The sequence below is a fragment of the Amphritea japonica ATCC BAA-1530 genome (assembly GCF_016592435.1).
Classification (GTDB): Bacteria; Pseudomonadota; Gammaproteobacteria; order Pseudomonadales; family Balneatricaceae; genus Amphritea; species Amphritea japonica.
This window is the reverse complement of record NZ_AP014545.1, coordinates 2,465,457-2,488,647: the sequence shown is the minus strand read 5'-3', so window position 1 is coordinate 2,488,647 and position 23,191 is coordinate 2,465,457. Positions and strand designations below refer to the sequence as shown.

22 protein-coding genes are annotated in these 23,191 nt (G+C 47.7%); 7 read left to right on the top strand and 15 right to left on the bottom strand.

Annotated elements, in window-relative coordinates:
* Positions 1–152 precede the first annotated feature (152 nt).
* From AMJAP_RS11595 to AMJAP_RS11575, 5 genes are all read left to right on the top strand, one after another.
* Positions 153–635: a DUF4433 domain-containing protein gene (locus AMJAP_RS11595; RefSeq protein WP_201356378.1), complete on the top strand. Its 483-nt coding sequence runs from the start codon at positions 153–155 to the stop codon at positions 633–635.
* Positions 620–1,495, top strand: a complete 876-nt coding sequence (locus tag AMJAP_RS11590; protein WP_201356377.1) for an HD domain-containing protein — start codon at positions 620–622, stop codon at positions 1,493–1,495. Before AMJAP_RS11595 ends, AMJAP_RS11590 begins: the two co-directional genes overlap by 16 nt.
* 1 nt (position 1,496) lies before the next feature.
* Positions 1,497–2,642, top strand: a complete 1,146-nt coding sequence (locus AMJAP_RS11585; RefSeq protein ID WP_019620398.1) for a macro domain-containing protein — start codon at positions 1,497–1,499, stop codon at positions 2,640–2,642.
* A 208-nt stretch (positions 2,643–2,850) separates the two neighbouring features.
* Complete coding sequence (locus AMJAP_RS11580) at positions 2,851–3,975, top strand: hypothetical protein (RefSeq protein ID WP_019620399.1); 1,125 nt, start codon at positions 2,851–2,853, stop codon at positions 3,973–3,975.
* On the top strand, positions 3,972–4,244 hold the full coding sequence (locus AMJAP_RS11575) for a helix-turn-helix domain-containing protein (RefSeq protein ID WP_019620400.1): 273 nt from the start codon (positions 3,972–3,974) through the stop codon (positions 4,242–4,244). Before AMJAP_RS11580 ends, AMJAP_RS11575 begins: the two co-directional genes overlap by 4 nt.
* Positions 4,245–4,309: 65 nt before the next feature.
* Here the strand turns inward: AMJAP_RS11575 and AMJAP_RS11570 are convergent, their stop codons facing one another.
* The 14 genes from AMJAP_RS11570 to paaF all read right to left on the bottom strand — a co-directional run bounded on the left by AMJAP_RS11570 (position 4,310) and on the right by paaF (position 19,243).
* The gene (locus AMJAP_RS11570; RefSeq protein ID WP_019620401.1) at positions 4,310–5,344 is read right to left on the bottom strand and encodes a YcjF family protein; all 1,035 of its coding nucleotides are present in this window, start codon (positions 5,342–5,344) and stop codon (positions 4,310–4,312) included.
* A complete protein-coding gene (locus AMJAP_RS11565; protein WP_019620402.1) occupies positions 5,335–6,756 on the bottom strand; it encodes a YcjX family protein in 1,422 nt (473 codons plus the stop codon). The genes AMJAP_RS11570 and AMJAP_RS11565 overlap by 10 nt, the downstream gene beginning before the upstream one ends.
* 327 nt (positions 6,757–7,083) lie before the next feature.
* A complete protein-coding gene (gene paaZ, locus AMJAP_RS11560) occupies positions 7,084–9,129 on the bottom strand; it encodes a phenylacetic acid degradation bifunctional protein PaaZ (protein ID WP_019620403.1) in 2,046 nt (681 codons plus the stop codon).
* A gap of 59 nt (positions 9,130–9,188) precedes the next feature.
* Positions 9,189–10,286, bottom strand: a complete 1,098-nt coding sequence (paaE, locus tag AMJAP_RS11555) for a 1,2-phenylacetyl-CoA epoxidase subunit PaaE (RefSeq protein ID WP_019620404.1) — start codon at positions 10,284–10,286, stop codon at positions 9,189–9,191.
* A 35-nt stretch (positions 10,287–10,321) separates the two neighbouring features.
* Complete coding sequence (gene paaD / locus AMJAP_RS11550; protein WP_019620405.1) at positions 10,322–10,861, bottom strand: 1,2-phenylacetyl-CoA epoxidase subunit PaaD; 540 nt, start codon at positions 10,859–10,861, stop codon at positions 10,322–10,324.
* A gap of 6 nt (positions 10,862–10,867) precedes the next feature.
* A complete protein-coding gene (paaC, locus tag AMJAP_RS11545) occupies positions 10,868–11,632 on the bottom strand; it encodes a 1,2-phenylacetyl-CoA epoxidase subunit PaaC (RefSeq protein ID WP_019620406.1) in 765 nt (254 codons plus the stop codon).
* Positions 11,633–11,650: 18 nt separating this feature from the next.
* Positions 11,651–11,938 carry a 1,2-phenylacetyl-CoA epoxidase subunit PaaB gene (gene paaB / locus AMJAP_RS11540; RefSeq protein WP_019620407.1) on the bottom strand — a complete coding sequence of 96 codons (288 nt, stop codon included), beginning with the start codon at positions 11,936–11,938 and terminating at the stop codon, positions 11,651–11,653.
* A 12-nt stretch (positions 11,939–11,950) separates the two neighbouring features.
* Entirely contained in the window at positions 11,951–12,892 is a 942-nt protein-coding gene (gene paaA, locus AMJAP_RS11535) for a 1,2-phenylacetyl-CoA epoxidase subunit PaaA (RefSeq protein WP_040404041.1), read from the bottom strand.
* Between the two features lie 128 nt (positions 12,893–13,020).
* Complete coding sequence (gene paaK / locus AMJAP_RS11530) at positions 13,021–14,328, bottom strand: phenylacetate--CoA ligase PaaK (RefSeq protein WP_019620409.1); 1,308 nt, start codon at positions 14,326–14,328, stop codon at positions 13,021–13,023.
* 84 nt (positions 14,329–14,412) lie between these two features.
* Entirely contained in the window at positions 14,413–15,621 is a 1,209-nt protein-coding gene (pcaF, locus tag AMJAP_RS11525) for a 3-oxoadipyl-CoA thiolase (RefSeq protein WP_019620410.1), read from the bottom strand.
* A gap of 6 nt (positions 15,622–15,627) precedes the next feature.
* Positions 15,628–16,122, bottom strand: a complete 495-nt coding sequence (gene paaI, locus AMJAP_RS11520; RefSeq protein WP_019620411.1) for a hydroxyphenylacetyl-CoA thioesterase PaaI — start codon at positions 16,120–16,122, stop codon at positions 15,628–15,630.
* Positions 16,115–17,656 carry a 3-hydroxyacyl-CoA dehydrogenase PaaH gene (gene paaH, locus AMJAP_RS11515; RefSeq protein ID WP_019620412.1) on the bottom strand — a complete coding sequence of 514 codons (1,542 nt, stop codon included), beginning with the start codon at positions 17,654–17,656 and terminating at the stop codon, positions 16,115–16,117. The genes paaI and paaH overlap by 8 nt, the downstream gene beginning before the upstream one ends.
* A gap of 11 nt (positions 17,657–17,667) precedes the next feature.
* Positions 17,668–18,459 carry a 2-(1,2-epoxy-1,2-dihydrophenyl)acetyl-CoA isomerase PaaG gene (paaG, locus tag AMJAP_RS11510; RefSeq protein ID WP_019620413.1) on the bottom strand — a complete coding sequence of 264 codons (792 nt, stop codon included), beginning with the start codon at positions 18,457–18,459 and terminating at the stop codon, positions 17,668–17,670.
* Positions 18,460–18,463: 4 nt separating this feature from the next.
* Positions 18,464–19,243, bottom strand: coding sequence for a 2,3-dehydroadipyl-CoA hydratase PaaF (gene paaF, locus AMJAP_RS11505; RefSeq protein ID WP_019620414.1), 780 nt, complete (start codon positions 19,241–19,243; stop codon positions 18,464–18,466).
* 514 nt (positions 19,244–19,757) lie between these two features.
* Between paaF and paaN the strand changes: the two genes are divergently transcribed.
* Positions 19,758–21,431: a phenylacetic acid degradation protein PaaN gene (paaN, locus tag AMJAP_RS11500; RefSeq protein ID WP_019620416.1), complete on the top strand. Its 1,674-nt coding sequence runs from the start codon at positions 19,758–19,760 to the stop codon at positions 21,429–21,431.
* A 26-nt stretch (positions 21,432–21,457) separates the two neighbouring features.
* Positions 21,458–22,057, top strand: coding sequence for a phenylacetic acid degradation protein PaaY (gene paaY / locus AMJAP_RS11495; protein WP_019620417.1), 600 nt, complete (start codon positions 21,458–21,460; stop codon positions 22,055–22,057).
* Positions 22,058–22,113: 56 nt separating this feature from the next.
* On the opposite strand, the gene paaX is transcribed toward paaY, so the two are convergent.
* Positions 22,114–23,043 carry a phenylacetic acid degradation operon negative regulatory protein PaaX gene (gene paaX, locus AMJAP_RS11490; protein WP_019620418.1) on the bottom strand — a complete coding sequence of 310 codons (930 nt, stop codon included), beginning with the start codon at positions 23,041–23,043 and terminating at the stop codon, positions 22,114–22,116.
* Positions 23,044–23,191 lie beyond the last annotated feature (148 nt).

Sequence of the window (23,191 nt, the reverse complement as noted above, 5' to 3'; positions counted from 1 at the left end):
ATACAGATAGTGGAAGCTGGTTTGTTACGGGACAGGCGTTTCACTGTGTTGTGCTGCAATAATGTTATCAATTTTTATTACATGCTAACGTACACTTTAACCGTACACAGATCCAAAAAAATAATTAAGTATTTAATATAAAAAGGGAAAAAATGATTACAACGGAATGGTCAACTCGATATGCATATCACTTTACATATATTTCAAATCTAGAATCAGTACTCGATCATGGACTTCTCAGTACTAACGCTAAAATAGAGGCTGGAATTGAACATACTAATGTTGCAAATGATGATATACAAGCAAGAAGACGGGAGATGGCCGTAACTTGCGGCCCTGGTGGAGTTATTCATGACTATGTACCTTTTTACTTCGCCAAGCGCACTCCTATGTTACTCAGCATTGTCCTATCAAAGAATTATAATCAAAAAGGAATCATCTACTTTGCCCTTCCAATAACGAAGGTATCAGAGGACAGCGTTGTCTTTACGAACTCTTCAGCTAACACAACAGTGGCCCCTAGCTTTTACGATTCAGCAGAGAGTTTGCACAATATTGATCTATCACTTATAAAAAGAATGGATTGGACTTACCCGACAGAAGCAATAAAACAAAAAAAATGGCTGAAATACTAGTGCATAATAAAGTTGAAATTAGTGATATTGACCATTTCATAACATGGGACCTTTCCGTCGCAAAGGTAGTAAGCAACCTGCTTAAAAAAAGAGGTATCAAGGGTAAAAGTGTCAAACACCACACAGAGTATAATTTTAAACATCATTACTTTTCTGACTTAAATGAGCCACTTGAATCAAGAGTTAGTTTAACTACAGCTCCCAAAATTTTACATAAACGATATAAAGAAAGCATTAGGGAAGTGAAATCATCTAATAGCGGCAGCTTTACATTCGATAGCATTGAACAGGCTGTAGGGGCTATTCACGAAGACTTTCACTGCATCAAAGAACTAAAAGAAATAGACGGATTAGAATCTGAAAATCCAGTTCATACTGAAGATGTTGGATCGCATAGCAGATCTGTTGTAGGACTTATCCGCGCTAGTGATGAATTTGATACATACAGTGAAAAAAATCAGAATATACTTATTTTAGCAGCTTATCTTCACGATATAGGTAAAGGTCCTGCTTCCCGATGGTCTGGTGGTAAACAAAAAACAGACCATAACCACCCTCTAAAATCTTTACCCATGCTTACAAGAATTTTAACTGAAGAAATCGATGGGCTTGATGACAAAACTATCCGAAGAGTCTTTATGCTTGTTACTTACGATGATCTTATTGGTGATATTGTTGCTAACGGTCGAGATAAAAAACAACTGTTTGAAATAATAAAGAAAAAAACTGATGTAGATCTGCTAATAACCCTAGGTAAAGCGGACATGGGTTCGATTAAAGCTTCATGGGTAACAGATAACTTAGAAGCAATAGAAGTACTACGACAAGAAGCTTACAGCTATTTAGAGTCCCGAGATTAAAATGATTAAATACGTAAAAGGTGATTTCTTTGATTATGACGCTGATATCAGAGTCAACACTGTAAACTGCGTAGGTGTGATGGGGGCTGGGGTAGCACTGGCCTTCAAGAAAAAATATCCCACTATGTTCAAAGTTTACGAGAAACAGTGTAAGTCTGGTGAAATTAAACCTGGGGTTCCATCAGTCTGGAAGAACGATGATATGTTCGCTGCATCAACAGAAATTGTTAACTTCCCAACCAAAAACCATTGGCGCAAACCTTCGGAATATGAATATGTAGAGTCCGGGCTTGCCTGGATGCAAAGCTATTTGGCTGACAAGAAGAATGTTACGGTTACTCTTCCCGCTCTGGGCTGCGGGCACGGCGGTCTTGATTGGGATATAGTCAAAAACCTCATTGAGAAATATCTTTCAACTGCGCCTAGCGATATTCTTGTTTTCGAACCATACAGTTCGAAGAACGCAGGTAAGAATATTCCTGAGTTCAGCGAAAGCGAACTTCATTCTCTTAAAACCGCGAACATAGATTCAATCGCTGATGAATCTTTGCTCTATCCTGAAAACCTTAAAGTGTATACCCAAAAAACACTATTTCACTACGGACTGAATAAGCCTCTGAATGGATTTGATGTTTCTGTAATAGCTAGTTCTAAACCGGATGAAGCTGAAAAAGACTTGATATTTCAACTGATTGACCAATGCGCTAGTAAAAAACGTAGTATGCTATTTGGTAGCTCTGCAGCTGAAAAAAAGCTGGCTCTACATGCCGCCTCATTAGGTGTTATTACAGCTGTGTTTTTACCTTCAGGCATCCATATCTCTGCTAGTAAAATGCAAGCTGCGAATGATTCATTTGAACTCAGTCTACTTTCGATAGGCGACCCTTTTAAAGGCTTTGATAAGAAAGCTTATATGCCTTCTGTTCTCAGTAGAATTTATTTATCAGATACAACGATTTTCACTGCAAGGAAGCTTGACTGGATTTCTAAGCACAAGAAGTCACTACTAACATCTAATTCTAAGTACTTTTACTTCAAACATAATTCTTTAACTGAGCAGGATCTGAGCGCTGTTAAATTGCTAAATCCAATGCCGCTATATGATCTTAACAACAATGCTGATCAAATCTGGAATCTCCTACAATGATTACCCTAGCGGGGCTTTAAAACTCTTTACCTTACCCTCTGCCGATTATCCACTGGTCCTGGCCTGCTCTCTGGCCAGGTAGTGCAGCAGTATGCATACTATATACCGGTTGGTTTGCCCATGATCCTTGCATTAAGTAGAGACTCAGCAAGAGAGAAGCTGTCAATAAGTGATAAATAGGTCACTAATGTAAGGACTTGAACTGTAAATGGACGATTTAAATCAACAGATAGTAGATGCAGGAAACTGGTGGTTTAACCCCTGGTGGTTAGAGGATCGTTGGTATAGCCCGGGAGCTACCGTTCAGAAAGTCGATATTGTTGAAGCAATAGAACTACTGAAAACTGTGCTAACAAAAGAATGGGTTATGTCGCTGGGTGATGATCCATTTCGTCATTGCTTTATACAGTTGATTCATTTCGGTAAAGGATTGAGTCAATTAAGTAATATCTACCAACAGGCTAAGAAACTACGGCTTGCCCTTGAATTAGATGGCCATGAATCTATTATCGATAGTTATAAGAGAGTAGAGCAGGCGGGAAGTGCTAAGCTTGAACTCTTTATGGCCTATGTTATGTCTGAAACTGGCTACGATGTTTCGTTTATTAAGGCTAAACCTAAGAAAGGCCGTACCCCTGATATTTTGGTAGATCTTCAAGGCAATAGGTTTGTCGTTGAATGTAAGAGCTTGCAAGACTCAGTAACCGAACAGTGGTTTGATGATTATGTGAGTGAATTTGGTCGCTTGGTAATGTTCTTAATTCCTACCGGCTATGAAGTGGCTTATAGACCTATTGATATTGAATTAGACCCTTCTGATTATGGGTATCCGAACTATGGTAGCTATAAGCTAGCAGCTACTGTCGATGCGTTACCTATTATTCAAAAGTTGAAGCAGATAGGGCCATTTACTCCTAAGTACCAGTACCATGATTTAGGATCCAAGGGTGAGCTGTATATAGCACCTTCAGGTGTTGGTTTAACAGGTCGAATGGCGATACCCGAAATTACGCAGGCCTTTGTGAGTCGCAGACTGTTAAGTAATGGAGTTAAAAAGGCCGCTGCGCAGATTTTAGAGTATGGATTACCCGGTATGGTCTCGGTTTTTTATACCTCTCCACCTGATATAGGAGTGTTGAAATGCGATTTGTTGAAGCTCTTTGCTGCAGATATAGATGCTTATAAATTGGTAATAGGCGTGTTGATTTTCCCAGCGCAAAATATACTGCGGTATATACAACCTATCTGGGTATCTAATCCTTATGCCGATAATAAAGCGGAGGATTTTGGACTGCCAAGCTTATTATCAAAGGAGCTAGATCCACTTGTATGATTAGCCATTTTCACAAGCTGAATTTTCTTTATGTAGGAATTACAGTCTTGGTTGCTATTCGGTTTAGTGTTCATGCTTGGCTAACGTTTGATCAATATGGTTTGAAGGATAAAGACCTAGTGCCATACTTGGGGCATTCCGGCCGTGTATCAGAGGTCATGAATTACCGTCGTAAGTTAACCCTGCTGATGATATGCAAACTGCATACCGGTTTAAATATTCCAACTGAAAGTCTGGTACAGGACTATCCGTTACAAAATGCGGGTTAGCCTCCCTGCGAGCCAATGCGCCGATTAATGTGTCAGGGCCACAGCTGTTCCTAAGCCCCCTCCAATCAGACCTCAGTATTTCTCTCTTTATTCAGTCTTTTCCCTAACAGCAGTAATAGCGATGATACCAGCTTTTCTCGATAGCCTGTTTTTGATTTGTCGGCGGGGATGGGTCTGCATAGCGATGCGCATTGAATACCGATGCGGGAGGTAGCGACGCAGGCGCCTGCGCCCTGCAGGGCTTTGGCGCCGATATTGATGGCAGGAAAGCTGGATAGGTCGAGCATGTCCAGTCCGGTCTGGGATAGCCCGGAGTAAGCGGTGCTTCTGCCGACTTTATAGAGAGTGCGCATGCGGTTGCCAAAGTTTGGTTTGACGCCATAGGTGTCTGAGATCTCTTTGATCATTATGCTGGTGCGCCAGAGTGTGAGTATGGCGTCCAGCGAGGGCATCGGGCTGGCGGCAACCGCCAGGCCTGTTTGAACACTGTGTTTGCGGATGATGTTTTCCACCCGGGCATCCAGAGGGGCGATGAACAGTTTCTCAAGGTGCCTTAGCTGTTCGGCATCATCCAGGTAGTCGGGCATCAGTTGTAGTGCTTCGTCTAACAGTTTCTCCTGCGGCGTATCGGCGTAAAAACTTACCAGGCTGTCAAAGAAAGGAGTCACGCTTTGGCTGTTTTGTTGCTGTTGCAGGTCCGCGGCATGTCTTTGAAACTCCGCTATCTGTTGAATATCGTTAGTGCCCTTAAACCATTGAAACAGCCCAACGCCGGAGAGTACCGCCAGCGCTGCCAATACCGCGGTTACGGCTATGCCTAAAACAGAACTTATGGCTGAGGCGCTGTTAATCATGGAAATAAGGTCGTTGACTATTGTCAGACCGAGTAAGCCACCGATGCCGACAGCGGTATATTTTATCGCTTTGGAAAAGAGGGGTTGAGGGTATTGATCCCAATCGATCTGGCCGGTTGTCTGGGGCGGATTTTCAATCTTGTCCGACTCGATGGAATCGGGAATGCCACCCTTCAGGTCAGCTTCAGCGATCTTAAAGGTACGCGGGGTTCGTGTGTCTGTGTTCTGTTCCGGTTTTAACGACATATATCACCCAATAAGTTATGCAGCACTTCATCCATGCGGATATGAGGAATAGCCTGATCCTGATTTGCCCGGATGCCCCGGGGTGGTTTTAATACCGGTAGCTGCCAATCGATGAATGTCTCAAATTCCGCTTCTGTTGGAATATGGTCAGGAATACGGGGATTAACAAAGCCGATGGCGTCGCCTTCGCTGGAGATACCTTTGAGTATCTCTTCGCCCCCCTGGGAGTCTGCCTGAGAGGATCTGACCGATGCTACCGCTTCGACTCTGACATCAGCCTGGGCACCATTAATGCGCTCGAGGGATTTGCGAACGATGCTGCTTAGCAGGTGACGGACATTATCGTGGTCCTGCGAGACAACCTGATCAACCTTAGTGGCCGCGTAAAGCACTTTCTCTATCTTGGCGCGGAACAGGCCACCTTCGTAGTCAAAGCTATCACCAATGGCTTCTAAGGCCTGCATCATGTCGTGCAGATAGGCGTCGCCGCCATACAGTACATTCAGTACATCAACTAATACTACCTGCCGGTCGATGGGCTCGATAAACGCTTTAAAGAAAGGTTTTACGATAGCAGATTTGTAGGACTCGAATACCACTTCCAGTTGTTTGAAGTAGCTATTGTCATCTGCAGCATTCAGTTCTGCTTCGCTATAGTCTGCACAGGCAAGCAGGGGGATGAAGTTCAGGGCAGCATGGCCCTGTTTTGATCCGGGTTCGATGAAGCGTCCTGGCTGCAAGATGGTTAGCGGTGGCGATTGTTGCTTACAGGCTTGTAAAAAATTGATATAGATAGCGCGTCGCTTATCTACCGTGGCTGGATCGTACTCTGCAAAGGGATTAACGGCCTTCAGCAGATCGGAAGGGTTATGGGCAAACTTGTTTCTGGGTGCGGCAGACAGTTGATTATTGACCTGAATACACCATTCACGAAAGTTCATCTTCAGTAGTGGCAGGTCTACCAGCCACTCGCCAGGATAATCTCTGAGTTCAACAAACACGCTTTTGGTGGATTTTTTCCCCCGCCAGTTTTTATCGGCCAGTTTGATTTCCAGAAGCACACCGCTGATATCCTGGGTAGGTATCGGCCACTCGGGTGACTTTCCAGACAGGCTGTTGACCGCTTGTTGATAATCAAACGGCTGCAGGTAGCGGTTTTCCAACGGGTGTTCAATCACCTGTACGATGCGCTTTTTTAACCAGGGGGAGAAACCCCCAAGACGGGAGTTTTTGGCATTGTGTTGCTTAAGCTGATTAATAAGGCTGGTGATAAAGGTCGATTTTCCGCTGCGGCTCAGGCCGGTGATACCGATGCAGACACGGTTCTGCATTGCTCGGTTGATCAGCGTTTTAGCGTCATCTGTCACTGTATGAATCTTCTGCAAATAGTCCGTTTTTCTGCTGTTAGACATAGTGTGTCCAGATCCTGCATAGAATAATGTTCAAATGCTTTGGTTTATCAGAGTAACCAGCCCATATACCTATATGGCTGTGATTAGGCGTTTTTCAAGGTGCTTACTTTTGTAAGCGCAGAGTGACAAGGGGGCTTTGGTGCTGTGGTTATTGCTAACGTTATCGGTATGAATTGCTTGGTGATGATTGGTCGGGGGAATAGATAGCTTGTGTTGATTGAACAGGCAGGTATTTATAGAGAGCCGCTCAACAAAAAAAAGCCCCGATCATATTGATCAGGGCTTTTTTGTGGACTTGCAGAAAGAGATCTCTGCTCTGCGTAGTGCCTAGTCCTCTTTACGTACTACCAGTGTCAGAATGTTGTAGATAGCGACAGGCTCATCATTCTGATTCTTCACTTCGACGTCCCAAACAACGACACCGTTTGGCTGTTCTTCTTCGCTGCGACGATCTTTCTTGATCTTCTGTTTGCAGGTCAGGCGAACCTGAATGGTGTCGCCGATGCCGACAGGCTCAACAAAGCGCAAGTTTTCCATGCCGTAGTTCGCAAGAACCGGGCCTGGAGATGGCTCAACGAACATGCCTGCAGCAGCCGAGATAACGAAGTAACCATGGGCTACACGCTTGCCGAATAGTGAGTCTTTTGCTGCGATCTCATCAAAGTGAGCGTAGAAATGATCACCGGACAGGCAGCCAAAGTTAACGATATCTGCTTCCGTAACAGTACGGCGATGGGTGATCAGTGTCTCACCGATCTCCAGATCTTCGAAGTACTTGCGGAATGGGTGAACATCTTTTTGAATCAGTTCAGAGCCCGGATTAAATTCGTTAGTGATAGCCGTCAGAGTAGTTGGGCTACCCTGAATTGCAGTACGTTGCATGTAATGCTTCACTGCGCGAATACCGCCCAGCTCTTCACCACCGCCGGCACGACCCGGGCCACCGTGTACCAGGGTTGGTAGCGGCGAGCCGTGACCTGTTGATTCCTTAGCGCAATCAGCGTTCAGAACCAACAAACGGCCGTGATAGGACGCGCAACCCAGTACCAGGTCACGGGCTTCGTTGTTATCGCCGGTGACGATTGAGCCAACCAGGCTACCTTTACCCAGCTTAGCAATGGCAATGGCCTGATCAATGTCGTCGTACGCCATTAGCGTAGACACAGGACCAAAGGCTTCAACACCGTGGGGAACATCGGTTTGCGTTGGCTGATCAGAGTACAGCAGGGTAGGCGGGAAGAACGCGCCGGTTTCCAGGTTGCCACCGGTGATTGCGAAATCCTCAGTGCCACCGTAGATAAGCTCACAACTCTGTTTGAGCTGATCAACTTTTTCCCATACATCGCGCACCTGGCTGCGACCGACTAGCGGTCCCATCCGCACGCCGTCTACTGCCGGGTCACCGACAGTGGTTTTATCCAGACGTGCTTTGAGTGCTTCAGCCACTGCTTCAATACGGTTGCGCGGGATAATTGCACGACGAATCGCGGTACATTTCTGGCCGGCTTTAACCGTCATTTCCCGTGCGACTTCTTTGACATACAGATCAAATTCAGCCGAACCTGGCTCAACTGTTGCCCCTAAGATGCTGCTGTTCAGAGAATCCGCTTCCATGGTGAAAGGGATAGAGTTAGCAACGATATTGGGATGCGAACGCAGTTTCTGACCGGTAGAGGCTGAACCTGTAAAGGTCACCACATCTTGTTCGTTCAGGCGGTTAAGCAGATCACCAACGCTACCGCTGATCAGCTGAATAGCGCCCGGCGGTAGAATACCTGAAGCGACAATGGCTTTAACCATGACTTCTGTCAGGTAGCTTGAAGCGGTCGCTGGTTTAACAATAACCGGCATACCCGCCGCTAAACTCGGAGCGATCTTTTCAAGCATGCCCCAGCAAGGGAAGTTGAATGCGTTGATATGTACCGCAACACCCTCTTTCGGTACCAGGATATGGCGACCGATAAAGGTTCCCTGGGCAGACAGACGTTGTGCGTCATCTTCAACCAGGAAGGTTTCGTTAGGTAGTTCACGACGTACCAGACTGGAGTACGTAAACATGGTGCTGACACCGCCTTCGATGTCGATCCAGCTGTCGGCGCGGGTGGCACCGGTCCAGGCGGACACACGGTAGAACTCTTCCTTTTTCTCCATCAGCATTTTGCCAAGTGCTTTTAACGCATTGGCACGCTCATGGAAGGTCATCTTACGCAGGGCAGGGCCGCCGGTTTCACGGGCGTAGCGCAGGGCGTCTTCAAAATCGATACCGCTGCTGCTAACCGTACAGATAGATTCGCCGTTAACAGCGTTGAATACTTCAGCACCGGCATCTGTACCATCAACCCACTGGCCGTTGATATAGCTTTGTAGTTTCATCGGGTTATAAACCTCTAAAGATAGTTTCCCGGGCAGCGCTGCTACCCGGGAATAGCGTCTTAGCGCTGGTCGAAGTCTACGATCACTTCGTCAGAGATAGGATGAGCCTGACAGCTGAGCACGTAGCCAGCGTCGATCTCATGTTGCTCAAGGCCATGGGAAATATCCATGTCCACTTCGCCTTTGACTAGCTTACATTTACAGGTCGAGCAAACACCCGCCTTACAAGAGTAAGGAAGTTCCATGCCGTTATGCATACCGGCATCAAGGATGTTCTCACCGACTGTAGCCAGATCAAACATAATAGAGCGGCCATCTGCGACAACAGTGACTTTAGATGTTTTCTCTTCGCCGAATTCATCTTTACGTTTCTGAGCTTTTTCAAGCATCGTTTTAGAATCGTCAGACGAGTTTGCAAACAGTTCGTAATGGATCTGCTCATCACTCAGGCCTTCCATACGGAAGCCACGTGATACTTCAGACATCATCGCTTCCGGGCCACAGATGAAGGCTTCGTCAACACTCTTGATGTTGATGAGTCCTGCTTTCTGTAGCGCCGCGCCTTTAGCGTTATCGATAATCCCGTTTAACAGATCAGCGCCCTGATCTTCGTAGTTCATGATGTTGATCCACTGGAAGCGCTTCATGTAACGGTTCTTAACGAAGTTCAGCTCGTCTTTGAACATTACAGAATTACTACGACGGTTACCGTAGATCAGTGTCACGGTGCTGCCGGGTTCGTTATCCAGCACTGATTTCATGATAGAAATCATTGGTGTAATACCGGAACCGGCCGCGATGCACATGTAGTGCTTAGCGTTGTCAGCTTTCAGTTCTGTATTGAAACTGCCCTGAGGGGGCATGACTTCAATTTCCATGCCTGCTTTGAAGCTGTCGTTTGCAAAGTTAGAGAAACGACCCTCTTTAACACGCTTAATACCGACGCGCATATGGCCGTCGCTCACACCTGAACAGATGGAATAAGAACGACGAACATCTTCGCCATCAATCATCGCACGCAGTGTCAGAAACTGACCCTGAACAAACTTAAACTTTTCGGACAACTCTTCTGGTACATCAAATGATACGCAGATAGCGGTTTCAGTTTCTGGCTGAACGTCAGCTATCTTCAGCGTATAGAAATTGGTGTCAGACATTGCTTCACCTTTATCTTTTTGATCCTGGCTATGGCCTAGATCTTTTTAAAATAGTCAAAGGGCTCATTGCAGTCGTTACACTGAAACAGTGCTTTACATGCAGTAGAGCCAAACTCACTTATCCGGCGAGTATCACGGGAACGACAATGCGGGCATTGCGCATGGGCTTCTGGTGTCAGGCCATCTTCGTCGAGGTCAGCATCTTCCGGAGGGGCGATGCCGTATTCACGGAGATTTTTGCGGCCTTCAGGCGACATCCACTCTGAACTCCAGGCGGGGGACAGTGACATATTCACAGTCACCTCCTGATAGCCTGCTTCGTTCAACGCTTTTTCAACGTCAGTACGAATATTGTCCATCGCGGGACAGCCGGAATAGGTTGGCGTGATAGTCACCGTTATACGGTCACCGTCACGCTCAATGTCACGCAGAATCCCAAGATCCCAAATAGACAGTACCGGGAGTTCGGGGTCTTTGATGATATCAAGCAGATCCCATAGTTCCTTTACGTCGGCGGCGTTACGTTGCTGCAAACGCTGATACTGCTCGGCTGGCATAAGTGAGATTTCATTCATAGCGGTTTACCACTGACAGCCAGGATGCGAACGGTGCACTATCTGCATCTCTGTCAGCATGTGGCCCAGATTCTCAGTGTGATAGCCGGTACGACCCCCACGGACAGCCCAGCTGTCATCGGGAACAGTCAGCGTTGCTGTGGTGAGTATTTCGCTCACCATGGCATGCCATGCATCACGCAATTTAGAGACGTCTACACCGATACCGTTATCAGCCAGCAGTTGCTCAGTTTCATCCATATCAAAGAGCTCATGGGTATAGCCCCACAGTTGATCGACAGCTTTCTGAGTACGCTGATGACTTTCTTCAGTACCATCACCCAGACGTAAAACCCAGTCACGGCTGCGACGCAGGTGATATTTGGTTTCTTTGATCGCCTTAGCAGCAACCGCCGCGATGGTTTGATCTTTCGACTTTACCAGTTCTGGTAGCATTACCGTTGCGTAGGCATCGGCTAGCAGCTGACGAACCTGAGAATAGGCGAAGTCGCCGCGAGGCATCTCCATCAATAACATGTTGCGGTAATCACGGTCACTACGCATGTAAGCGAAGTCGTCTTCGGTACGGCCATCATCAGCCAGTTCAGCCGCGTAGCTGTAGTACATACGGGCACGGCCGATGTAATCCAGTGCTACGTTTCCGTAAGCGATATCTTCTTCCAGGAACGGACCATAGCTGACCCACTCAGAGATACGGTGGCCGAGAACAACTGAATCGTCACCCAGACGGGTAACGTATTCTAATGTAGCTTGTTTTATTGCATCACTCATTGTATTTGCTCCCGCCAATTACATGTTGTTTACAGGGTCAGGCAGAACGTAATAAGTCGCATGACGGTAAGGTTTGTCATCGCTTGGGTCGTAGAAGCATTCTGCATCGTCTTCCTGAGATGAACAGATGTCGTTAGATTTCACGACCCAGATGCTGACGCCTTCACTACGGCGGGTATAGCAATCACGTGCGTATTCAAGTGCCTGCTCATGGTCTTCAGCGTGCAGGCTGCCAATGTGCTTATGGTCCAGGCCGCGCTTGGAACGGATAAAAACTTCAAACAATTCTAATTTTTCGGTGTTCATTGCAAATGCCCCTTATGCTACGTTCTGTGCTTTTTTGGCGTTTTTCTTTTCGTTATATGCAGTGATTGCATCACGTACCCAGGTACCTTCATCGTGCGCAGCGATATGGTGTTCAACACGCTGACGGTTACAGTGACCATTGCCATTGATAACGCTGTAGAACTCATCCCAGTCGATCTCACCGGCATCGTAGTGGCCACGTTCTTCGTTCCACTTGATCTCTTTGTCCGGGTGTTCCAGGCCGAGTACTTCGATTTGAGGAACGGTCTGATCGATAAACTTCTGACGCAGGTCGTCATTGGTTTCACGTTTAATCTTCCATTCCATCGACTTAGCCGAGTGAGCGGATTCTGAGTCGTGAGGACCAAACATCATCAGTGCAGGCCAGTAGAAACGGTTCAGCGAATCCTGAGCCATCTGCTTCTGTTCCGGAGAACCTTTAGCCAGTGCCAGAAGTGCTTCATAGCCCTGACGCTGGTGGAAGCTTTCCTCTTTACAGATACGGATCATGCCGCGTGAATATGGACCGTAAGAGGTCCGCTGTAGCGATACCTGGTTAACAATGGCTGCACCATCTACCAACCAGCCAATAGCGCCCACATCACCCCAGGTAAGGGTAGGGTAGTTAAAGATAGACGCGTACTTTGCTTCACCAGACTGCAGTGCTGCGATCAATTCTGCGCGGCTGATGCCCAGCGTTTCAGTGGCACTGTAAAGGTACAGACCGTGTCCAGCTTCATCCTGTACTTTAGACAGCAGTACCGCTTTACGACGTAGCGATGGTGCCCGGGTAATCCAGTTTCCTTCAGGCTGCATACCGATCACTTCGGAGTGAGCGTGCTGCGACATCTGACGGATCAGGTTTTTACGGTAGGCTTCCGGCATCCAGTCTTTAGGCTCAATCTTTTCATCAGCCTCGATCTTGCGCATGAAATTTTCTTCTTGAGATGTCATATCAATAGTCTCCATAATTTTTGGACCCGCAGGTTCAGGGTGTGCTCTGAAAACCTGCGTTGATTTATTCTCATCGTGACCGGCACTTTCAGTGTCGGTCGCAAAGTGTGTTACTGAGCGCTTTTAATTCAGCCTTTAGGGCGATTATCAAATACGCGTTTAGCTTTACCTTCAGAACGTGGCAGACCACCTACCGGTACGACATCGATCTTAGTGCTGATGCCGATCACAGATTTGATGTGATGCTGAAGCTCTTTTATCACGGGAGCCTGATCGGTATGCTGCGCTTCCGGCGTTAGTTCAACTTTGACCTGTACGGTGTCAAGGTTGCCGTTTTTATCGACTACGATCTCGTAGTGAGGCGCTAGGGCCTTAACTTTCAGGATCTGCTCTTCAATCTGCGTTGGGAAGACGTTGACTCCCCGGATAATCAGCATGTCGTCAGAGCGACCGGTGATCTTATCCATGCGGCGCATTGGGCGCGCAGTACCAGGAAGAAGACGGGTCAGGTCGCGGGTACGGTAGCGAATTACGGGTAGTGCTTCTTTGGTCAGTGAGGTGAATACCAACTCGCCGTACTCGCCATCGGGCAGTACTTCGCCGGTGGCTGGATCAATGATCTCAGGATAGAAGTGGTCTTCCCAGATGGTTGGGCCATCTTTCGTTTCCGCACATTCCTGAGCGACACCCGGCCCCATCACTTCTGACAGGCCATAGATATCAACAGCATCAATACCCAGACGGCCTTCGATGTTCTTACGCATTTCACCGGTCCATGGCTCGGCACCAAAGATACCAACACGCAGTGCCATCTCTTTCGGATCCAGACCCTGACGGTCCATTTCGTCCATCAGGTTGAGCATGTAAGAAGGGGTTACCATGATGACATCGGGATCGAAATCACGCATCAGTTGAACCTGCTTCTCGGTTTGACCACCGGACATCGGAATAACCGCACAACCTAAGCGCTCGGCACCGTAATGGGCGCCCATACCACCGGTAAACAGACCATAGCCATATGAGATGTGAACTTTATCGCTGCTTCTGCCACCTGCTGCACGGATAGAACGTGCAACTACATCTGCCCAGACATTGATATCGTGCTGGGTATAACCCACAACTGTTGGCTGGCCAGTTGTGCCGCTGGAGGCATGAATACGTACAACATCGCTCATAGGTACCGCGAAAGAGTTGAACGGATATGCATCACGCAGGTATTGCTTAGTAGTAAACGGGAATATTTTCAGGTCATCTAGGGTTTTAAGATCTGATGGATGTACACCTTTTTCGTCGCAGAGCACACGGTAAGCACTGACATTGTTATACGCATGTTTAATACTGAATTTCATGCGGCTTAGCTGCAGCGCTCTTATTTCATCAATACTTGCTGTTTCAATTGAATCCAGTGAGTTTGGATCCACTTTGACGTTCATCATAGTTCTTGTCCTGTTATCAATTCTTTGTAATTATTTTTATATTAAAGCTGGAATTTTCAGCGAAAAGTTTGTTCATTGGCACGATTAAACGCGCTCAATAATCATCGCGATGCCCTGGCCGACACCGATGCACATAGTGCAGAGTGCATACCGGCCACCGGTACGATGAAGCTGATACATCGCAGTCGTTACCAGTCGCGCGCCACTGGCACCTAGCGGGTGTCCCAGTGAGATCGCGCCGCCATTCGGGTTTACGTGTGCAGCGTCATCAGGCAGTCCTAAATCACGCAATACAGCCAGTCCCTGGGAAGCAAACGCTTCGTTCAGTTCAATGACGTCCATCTGATCGAGGGTTAAACCGGTGTTAGCCAGTACTTTTTTGGTGGCAGGTGCCGGACCAAAACCCATGATGCGCGGTTCTAAGCCAGCGGTAGCCATGCCCACGATGCGAGCTTTAGGCGTCAGACCGTTTTTCTCAGCCGCTTCTTTAGATGCGATAAGTAGTGCACAAGCACCGTCGTTTACACCTGAAGCATTACCTGCCGTTACTGAACCACCTTCACGGAAAGGGGCTCTTAGTTTAGCTAAGGCTTCGAGTGTAGTAGAGGCGCGTGGGTGTTCATCGGTATCAACAACAACGGGATCGCCTTTGCGTTGAGGGATGACAACAGGGCAGATTTCTTCGTTGAAAGTGCCTTTCTCCATGGCTGCAGCTGTTTTCTGCTGGCTCCGGAACGCGAAGAGGTCTTGGTCTTCGCGGGAAATATTAAAATCTTCAGCGACGTTTTCAGCTGTTTCAGGCATAGAATCTACGCCGTATTCAGCCTTCATCTTTTTATTGATGAAGCGCCAGCCGATGGTGGTGTCGTACAGACCGTTAGGGTTACGGCTGAACGCTGATTCCGCTTTACCCATAACAAATGGTGCGCGGGACATAGATTCGCAGCCACCGGCAATCATCAGCTGTGTTTCACCCGATTTAATTGCGCGTGCCGCCATGCCAATAGCATCGATACCCGAACCACACAGGCGGTTAACGGTTGTCCCCGGAACATCTGTTGGCATACCCGCTAAGAGTGCAGACATACGCGCTACGTTACGGTTGTCTTCACCGGCCTGGTTGGCGTTACCGTAAATAAGGTCGTCTACCGTTGTCCAGTCAACATCTGGGTTACGCTCCATCAGTGCTTTAAGTGGCACTGCGCCTAAATCATCAGGGCGAACAGGGGCTAAACCGCCACCGAAACGGCCAAATGGTGTGCGGATTGCGTCGCAAATATATGCATCAGTCATGGTGTATTACCTTCCTTGCGGTAGTGTGGTGTCGTGATCAGTGCCGGGAATAACGACACCACGAATTCGGTGAGAGCGGCCACGGAACAGTGCGATCAGCTCTCCTTTCTGGTTTTCAACGCGAATATCATAAACGCCCGTACGGCCACGTTGATGGCTTTTAGTTGCTTTTGCTGTGAGCATATCGCCCCGGTGACCCGGGCTGATATAGTCAATACTGCAGCCAGCCGCAACGGTAGGGTAGTTCTCCGTATTGCATGAAAATGCAAAAGCACTATCCGCCAATGAGAAGATCATTCCGCCGTGACAGGTGTCATGACCGTTGGTCATCCAGTCCTGAACGGGCATGGTCAGTTCGGCAGACCCAGGGCCTACCTTCACAACCGTCATCTTTAACTCTTGCGTCAATGGATCATCAGCTAGCAAGGCTTCAGCACAAGCCTCGGCTAATTGCTGAGGATCATTCAGGTCATACTTATCAGCGTAGTTTTGCTCAGCCATGAAAGGAAGCTCCTGCAAAGAATTTACGACGTAGCAGGGCAGACGGACGGTAGCGGTCTTCGCCGTAGCTTTGCTGCAGATTGCTGAGACAGTTGAAAATATTATTTACGCCCACTTCATCGGTCCAGGCTAATGGGCCTTTCGGGTAGTTCAAACCACCGCGCATAGCGATATCGGCATCGGCTGCGGTACACACGCCTTGATTGACGGCATCCGCTGCTTCGTTAGCGAGCATGGCGACTGTACGCATGACCACCAGGCCTGGAATGTCATCAATGACGCTTAAGTTAATCTCCAACGCATTGAATAAACCGATTACATCCTGTTTGGCGGCGTCACTGCACTGATCGGCAAAAGAGACGGCCAAGGCAGATGCGCTGTTGTAATCAATGGCCAGGTCAAACAGGGCTGTATCCTTGATACCCACTGCTGCGACTTCAGTAGCAAACCGACCATCGGTCAGGCTTAAACGCGCACTGCCAACCTTGATGTAAGATTCACTGTCTGATGCCTGCTTTTCGACGTTGATACCCTGCGCTTCGATACGATTAATCAGGCTATTAGCGACGCCTAAATCACCGACTACCTGAATCACTTGAGGGGTATTGCCTCCGGTCGTTGTTGTTGCCGCAGGTTTTTCCGCGCCTTCACTATAGTCATAGAATCCATGGCCACTTTTTCGGCCAAGACGGCCGCATTCAACCAGAGCTTTCTGAGTTAATGACGGCAGGAAACGTGGATCTTGATAGTAGGCATCAAAGACAGAACAGGTCACCGCGTAGTTAACGTCATGACCAATAAGATCCATCAGCTCGAATGGGCCCATACGGAAACCGCCCGCACCCTTAATGAGTTGATCGAGGGTTGCGGTATCAGCGCCGCCTTCTTCAGAGATACGCAGAGATTCTGCATAAAACGGGCGGGCAACACGGTTAACGATAAATCCAGGGGTCGACTTGGTATAAACCGCCTGCTTACCCCAGGCACTTGCTGTGGCGTGTGTCAGTGCAGCGTTGGCAGTAGAGGTGGCCAGACCAGACACAATTTCGACCAGCTTCATGATTGGTGCTGGATTGAAAAAGTGCATGCCGACCAGACGCTCAGGGTGTTTCATCTCAGCGCCAAGTGCTGTTACTGAAATAGAGGAGGTGTTGGTCGCTAAAATACAGTCTTCAGCACAATTGGCTTCAAGGTTAGCCAGTAAGCCCCGTTTGATGCCAAGGTCTTCAATAATAGCTTCAATGACGAGTTTACAGTCTGCCAGTGCTGCAATGTCGGTTGCCGGTGTGATGTTAGCCATTAACGCTTGTAGCGCTTCTTCTGTCATCTTGCCGCGTTTAACCTGACCTTGCAGACCCTTTTGTATATGATCTAAACCGCGTTGAATCGCTTCAGGGTTCTGATCGAACAGAATCACAGGGTGGCCATAAGCGGCGGCTACCTGAGCGATACCGGCACCCATGGTACCGGCACCGATAACACTGATCTGAGCGCTTTTATCTAATGGAGCTATTGTGCTGTTAACTGTAGTCATATGTGCTCCGATTACTTGCCGGTAAAGTTAGGGCTGCGTTTTTCCATGAATGCGGCAACGCCTTCACGGTAATCATCAGTGCGTCCTGCTAACCGTTGCAGGTCGCGTTCCAGATCCAGCTGCTCATCCAGTGTATTGGTGTTGCCAGCGCTGACAGCACGAAGGGTCAGGTCAAAGCCTTTGGTTGGCTGTTTAGCCAGCTTGCGGGCCATACCCATGACTTCATCCATTAGCGCTTCATCATCAACACACTTCCAGATCATGCCCCATTCTTCAGCTTGTTCAGCAGGGACTTTATCGCTCAGTAGCATCAGCGCTTTGGCGCGAGCAGTACCTACAAGACGAGGAAGTGTCCAGGTGCCGCCTGAATCCGGCACAAGGCCAATTTTGCTGAAACCCTGAATGAAGACGGCTGAACGGCCAGCGACAACGATGTCACATACCAGGGCTAAGTTTGCACCAGCACCCGCTGCAACGCCGTTAACCGCACAAATAACCGGCATCGGCAGATCGCGCAGGGTGCGTACTAATGGGTTGTAGTTCTTTTCAACAGACAGACCCAGATCAGGCATGTCTGCATCCGCAGCTACATTACGATCACTCAGATCCTGGCCCGCACAGAAGCCACGACCGTTTCCTGTTAATACCAGGCAGCGTACGCTGTCGTCTGTTTTGATCGCTTTCATGGCTTGACGCATCTCGGCGTGCATGTCCGCATTGAAGCTGTTTAGGCGATCAGGGCGATTAAGGGCAAGCAGAGCTACCCCATCTTCAATAGATAGGCTGATTGTTTCGAAATTCATTGGCTTAGCATCCTTTGAATAAGGGTTTGCGTTTTTCCAGAAAGGCATTGATACCTTCGTTACGGTCTTCGGTGGCGGCAAGCAGTGTGAATGCTTTGCGTTCATAAAGAAGTCCGGAACTGAGGTCAGTATCAAATGCTTTGAGTAAGGCATCTTTCGCCATTTCTACGGCAATAGGTGCGTGTCTTGAAATTTGTGCTGCGACTGTTTGTGCTCGCTCAAGGGTCATTTCAGACAGGGTGATTTCTGAAATTAAGCCGGCGCTCATAGCCTGGCCTGCGGTGATAGGTTCACCGGTCAGTACCATCTGCATTGCCAGAGATTTACCAACACTTCTAAGGAGCCGCTGAGTACCGCCTGCACCAGGCATAATGCCTAATTTGATTTCAGGTTGGCCGAACTTGGCGTCCTCACCCGCGATGATGATGTCGGCGTGCATTGCAAGTTCACAACCTCCGCCAAAACAGAATCCATTAACGGCGGCGATAATTGGTTTTTTAAATGCTGTTACGCGTTTCCAGTGTTCAACACGAGGGTCTTTCAGCACTCCAACGGCATCCAGAGACGCCATCTCCCGTACATCAGCGCCTGCTGCAAAGGCTTTAGCTGAGCCTGTAATAACGACAGCGCCGATATCATTATTCTTCTCAGCGGCTTCTAGTTGCTCTACTAATTCTTCGAGTAGTTTTGTATTGAGTGCGTTTAGTGCTTCAGGTCGGTGAAGGGTAATCGTTAGCACGCCGTTAGACGGCCCGCTGATAAGAAGGTTTGTTGGTGTGTTCATGCATTGCCCTGTTGTATAGCTTTATTTTGTAAGCACTTTCTCTGCAGCTCGGTGTGCTTTTCTGTCGGCTTAATGTCTGATCGTCTGATGTAAATAGTAAGACGAAACAAATATTGATGCTGATCAATTAATGACAGTAAAATCTAAAGTGATGCACTTTGTCAAATTTTTGATCATTTATTGTGTCATTTTTGGGTTGTGTTTTATTTGTTGAATTTTGCCGTTAACATATTGTTATTATGTGGTTTTTTGGGTGAATGTTCAGATCTCTACACAGTGGCTGTGGTCATCTGTAATAGGATAATTAGTCTAATTTTTTGCCTTTTTATGATGCTTTTCAATGGAAAGTAATGTGGATATAACTTGTTGAAAAATAAGGATAAATATATTTTTTGTTGATGTGAGTCAAAGGATTGGGTTATAGTTGTTTCCAAGAAGGGATACAAAAAAGTTAATTTATTTTGTTTTTTTGAATCGTAATGTTGTTTGATGTTGGTTTTCATTGGAGTATCTAATGCCATCTACACCTAATTTTTTCGATCTGCATAAGGCTGTTTTAGAGCAAGCGTGTCAGGCGGTACAGGAACGTGGTCACTGGACTCCGTATCCAGAAATTCCGAGTGGAAAGTTCTACGGCGCTTCAGCGAGGGAAGAGGGTTTAAATGCTTACGAATCGTGCCTGAATAAGCCTTTTTCACTCAAAGGGCCTGAGGTTATTAGTACAACAGGGATTGAAATCTCGCCGTATACCGGTGCCCTGGGTATTCACTATGACCAATATCTTGCGGAAGATTTAGTGGATGCTGCTAAAGCGGCGTTACCTCAGTGGAGAGATGCAGGCCCTTCTGTTCGAACCGGAGTCTGCCTTGAGATACTTGATCGCTTGAATAAACGTAGCTTTGAGCTGGGTCATGCTACGATGCACACGACCGGTCAGGGCTTTGCGATGGCCTTTCAGGCGGGCGGCCCTCATGCACAGGATCGTGGACTTGAAGCGATAGCGACTGCCTGGTTGGCGACAGACGGTGTACCCAGGGATTCGCTTTGGCATAAGCCGCAAGGCAAGCATGATCCCTTAGTGATGAGTAAGCGTTACCACATCGTACCTAAGGGCGTTGCTCTGGTAGTGGCTTGTTCAACTTTTCCGACCTGGAATACTTACCCTGGCCTTTTTGCGAGTTTAGTCACAGGAAACCCGGTTATTGTTAAGCCCCATTCGCAAGCTGTATTACCCGTTGCGATAACGGTTCAGGTATGCCAGCAGGTATTAGTCGAAGCGGGTTTTGATCCTAAGCTGGTCACCATGGCCGCTGAAGGCGAAGCGGTGGGGATTGCACAGGCATTAGCAACGCATAAGGATGTTCGCCTGATCGATTACACCGGTGGTAATGCATTTGGTGACTGGTTATCTGCTCATGCGACTCAGGCTCAGTTGTATAAAGAGCAGGCCGGAGTGAATACTATTCTGATCGATAGTGTGGCGAATATGAAACGGGCAGCTCAGAACCTGGCTTTTTCGCTTAGTTTATATTCCGGTCAGATGTGTACTACGCCTCAGGCATTGTTAATTCCACGTGGGGGTATCATTACTGATAAGGGCCATATGAGTTTTGAAGAAGTGTCTTCAGTTTTGTGTGACACTATCAAGAAATTCCTGTCTGACCCTGAACGTGCTGCGGGTGTACTCGGAGCGATTCCTAATCCTGTGACCGTCAGACGCTTAGAACTGGCGGCCGAGTTGGGCAGGGTTGTGCTTGCTTCTGAAACTCACTCGATGCCAGGCTTTAAAGGAGCCGTGTATCACACGCCGTTAATTCTCTCGGTTGATGGCGCTGATTCTGTCTGGCAGCAGGAACAGTTTGGACCCATCTCATTTATTGTTGCTGTTGACAGTACTGAGCAGGGCCTTGCCTTGATTTCGAATGTGGTTGCCTCGAAAGGAGCGATTACCTTCGGTGTATACTCAACCGATGATGCGGTATTAGATGCGGCTGAAAGTGTGGCAATTGAACAGGGAGTTGCATTATCCTGTAATTTGGATAGCGGCGTATTTGTTAATCAGTCAGCTGCTTTCAGTGATTTTCATGCGACAGGTAATAACCCGGCGGCCAATGCTGCCCTGACTGATCCCGCGTTTGTTGCTGGACGTTTTGCTGTAGTGCAAAGTCGTCGTCATACAGACGTATAAAAGTGTATTAAGTAAAGGAGGCGTTGATGCAGGTTTATAGTATTGATGGCGTGACACCGGTTGTAGATTCCACAGCTTTTGTTCACCCTACTGCGATATTAATTGGTGATGTGATAGTTGGGCCGCGGTGTTATGTTGGCCCGGGCGCATCGCTACGCGGAGATTTTGGTCGCTTAGTGCTTGAAGAGGGCGCTAATGTTCAAGATACCTGTGTGCTGCATGGTTTTCCGGGAACGGATACGGTTGTTGAGAAAGATGGACATGTCGGTCACGGTGCGGTGTTGCATGGTTGTCGTGTGGGGCGTAATGCTCTGATAGGCATGAATGCAGTGATTATGGATGGTGCTGTTATTGGTGAAGAGTCGATCGTGGCAGCTTGTGCCTTCGTTAAAGCCGCGTTTAGCTGCGAGCGACGCAGTATGGTGGTGGGAACGCCTGCAAAGGTTATAAGAGCGCTGAGTGATAAGGAGGTGGCCTGGAAAAGTGCAGGGACTGCAACTTATCAGGAGCTCACGGTGCGTTGCTTGAATACGATGGAATCGGTGGAAGCCCTGACAGAGGTAGAGGCTGATCGCCCGAGACTTAAGGTCGGTGAAGTTAAGCCTAAATACCAAACTGATACGTAGACAATCCGATATTAAAAAAACGAGGCTCAGCCTCGTTTTTTTTTATACTTACGCAGCTATAAGCTTTTGAGCCCACCATAACGTTGGTAAAATTTACTATTGGGTGGAGGAAGAGGGCCTTCTGCTGTTTCCAGAATGTCATCCATGTGCTGTTCAGCGCCCTGCCAGGTACGTTGATAGATGTTGTAACAAAGTTGTCGGGCAGCACTGCCGGCCCAGTCTCCTGGCAGTAACTCTTCAGGTAGTTCCGGATCTCGAAGAATTATTCTTCGATACTCATGAATCAGTAATAAGCGAATTTGAAAGCATTGCTCGGGTGAAGGGCTGTTTTTCTCTTTTAGATGGTTCCAGATCGGTCTGAATTTATCCAGAAAGTTCTGATAGCTTTCAGAAAGTTTTGGCAAATTCCATGACTCGCGTGTTTGTAAACGGAGGGCGCGACTAGCGATCGAACCTTCACCTAAATCTTCGAATATGATGACATCATTGTGAAATTCAAATTCTTGTAGAAGCCCCTGGAATTCTGGTTTTCTCATCTGTGGATGTAGCAGCACGGTAGGTGCTAAGGTGCCAAAGCCATGCCATTCGAGTTCCTGTCGCAATTTATGGCGATCATCCTGGCTTAGCTGATTAAGTACCGCCATCAGCCAGCGGCCATCCCACTCAGGGTTGTGTTCAGCATATACCCTCTTAAAGGCTTCTCTGAAGCGCCGAATACCGGGGCCTGTCAGGCTATAGTAACTTCTGCGACCAACCTGCTCAGCCGCCAGCCAGTTTTCTTTAGATAGCCGGAATACCGAGGTGCGAACCAGGCGTTGATTAAGCCCAAGTGGTTCTAAAAGTTTGATTAGGCTTCCAAGCCAGACGGTACCCCCGCGAGTAGCAATTGCGTCTCCATACAGGGTAATGATTAACGAACCTGCGCGAAAAGGTCGGCGGCTTCGAAAGTTGTCAATCAGTGTTTCAAGGGCTGGGAAGGCGGACATGTGATTCCATGTTAGTTTTATTTTACTTCACCTGCTTGCAGGCATTAGTACATTTTATAGATCGTTGTTTATCTGGGCAAACTTGCTTTTTACGTAAAGGTAACATTTTATACATAAAAAGAGACCTCCAATGAGAAGCTTATTTATA

Coding starts and splice junctions, on each gene's coding strand:
- AMJAP_RS11595 (WP_201356378.1), top strand. CDS start 153: ATGATTACAACGGAATGGTCAACTCGATATGCATATCACTTTACATAT.
- AMJAP_RS11590 (WP_201356377.1), top strand. CDS start 620: ATGGCTGAAATACTAGTGCATAATAAAGTTGAAATTAGTGATATTGAC.
- AMJAP_RS11585 (WP_019620398.1), top strand. CDS start 1,497: ATGATTAAATACGTAAAAGGTGATTTCTTTGATTATGACGCTGATATC.
- AMJAP_RS11580 (WP_019620399.1), top strand. CDS start 2,851: ATGGACGATTTAAATCAACAGATAGTAGATGCAGGAAACTGGTGGTTT.
- AMJAP_RS11575 (WP_019620400.1), top strand. CDS start 3,972: ATGATTAGCCATTTTCACAAGCTGAATTTTCTTTATGTAGGAATTACA.
- AMJAP_RS11570 (WP_019620401.1), bottom strand. CDS start 5,344: ATGTCGTTAAAACCGGAACAGAACACAGACACACGAACCCCGCGTACC.
- AMJAP_RS11565 (WP_019620402.1), bottom strand. CDS start 6,756: ATGTCTAACAGCAGAAAAACGGACTATTTGCAGAAGATTCATACAGTG.
- paaZ (WP_019620403.1), bottom strand. CDS start 9,129: ATGAAACTACAAAGCTATATCAACGGCCAGTGGGTTGATGGTACAGAT.
- paaE (WP_019620404.1), bottom strand. CDS start 10,286: ATGTCTGACACCAATTTCTATACGCTGAAGATAGCTGACGTTCAGCCA.
- paaD (WP_019620405.1), bottom strand. CDS start 10,861: ATGAATGAAATCTCACTTATGCCAGCCGAGCAGTATCAGCGTTTGCAG.
- paaC (WP_019620406.1), bottom strand. CDS start 11,632: ATGAGTGATGCAATAAAACAAGCTACATTAGAATACGTTACCCGTCTG.
- paaB (WP_019620407.1), bottom strand. CDS start 11,938: ATGAACACCGAAAAATTAGAATTGTTTGAAGTTTTTATCCGTTCCAAG.
- paaA (WP_040404041.1), bottom strand. CDS start 12,892: ATGACATCTCAAGAAGAAAATTTCATGCGCAAGATCGAGGCTGATGAA.
- paaK (WP_019620409.1), bottom strand. CDS start 14,328: ATGATGAACGTCAAAGTGGATCCAAACTCACTGGATTCAATTGAAACA.
- pcaF (WP_019620410.1), bottom strand. CDS start 15,621: ATGACTGATGCATATATTTGCGACGCAATCCGCACACCATTTGGCCGT.
- paaI (WP_019620411.1), bottom strand. CDS start 16,122: ATGGCTGAGCAAAACTACGCTGATAAGTATGACCTGAATGATCCTCAG.
- paaH (WP_019620412.1), bottom strand. CDS start 17,656: ATGACTACAGTTAACAGCACAATAGCTCCATTAGATAAAAGCGCTCAG.
- paaG (WP_019620413.1), bottom strand. CDS start 18,459: ATGAATTTCGAAACAATCAGCCTATCTATTGAAGATGGGGTAGCTCTG.
- paaF (WP_019620414.1), bottom strand. CDS start 19,243: ATGAACACACCAACAAACCTTCTTATCAGCGGGCCGTCTAACGGCGTG.
- paaN (WP_019620416.1), top strand. CDS start 19,758: ATGCCATCTACACCTAATTTTTTCGATCTGCATAAGGCTGTTTTAGAG.
- paaY (WP_019620417.1), top strand. CDS start 21,458: ATGCAGGTTTATAGTATTGATGGCGTGACACCGGTTGTAGATTCCACA.
- paaX (WP_019620418.1), bottom strand. CDS start 23,043: ATGTCCGCCTTCCCAGCCCTTGAAACACTGATTGACAACTTTCGAAGC.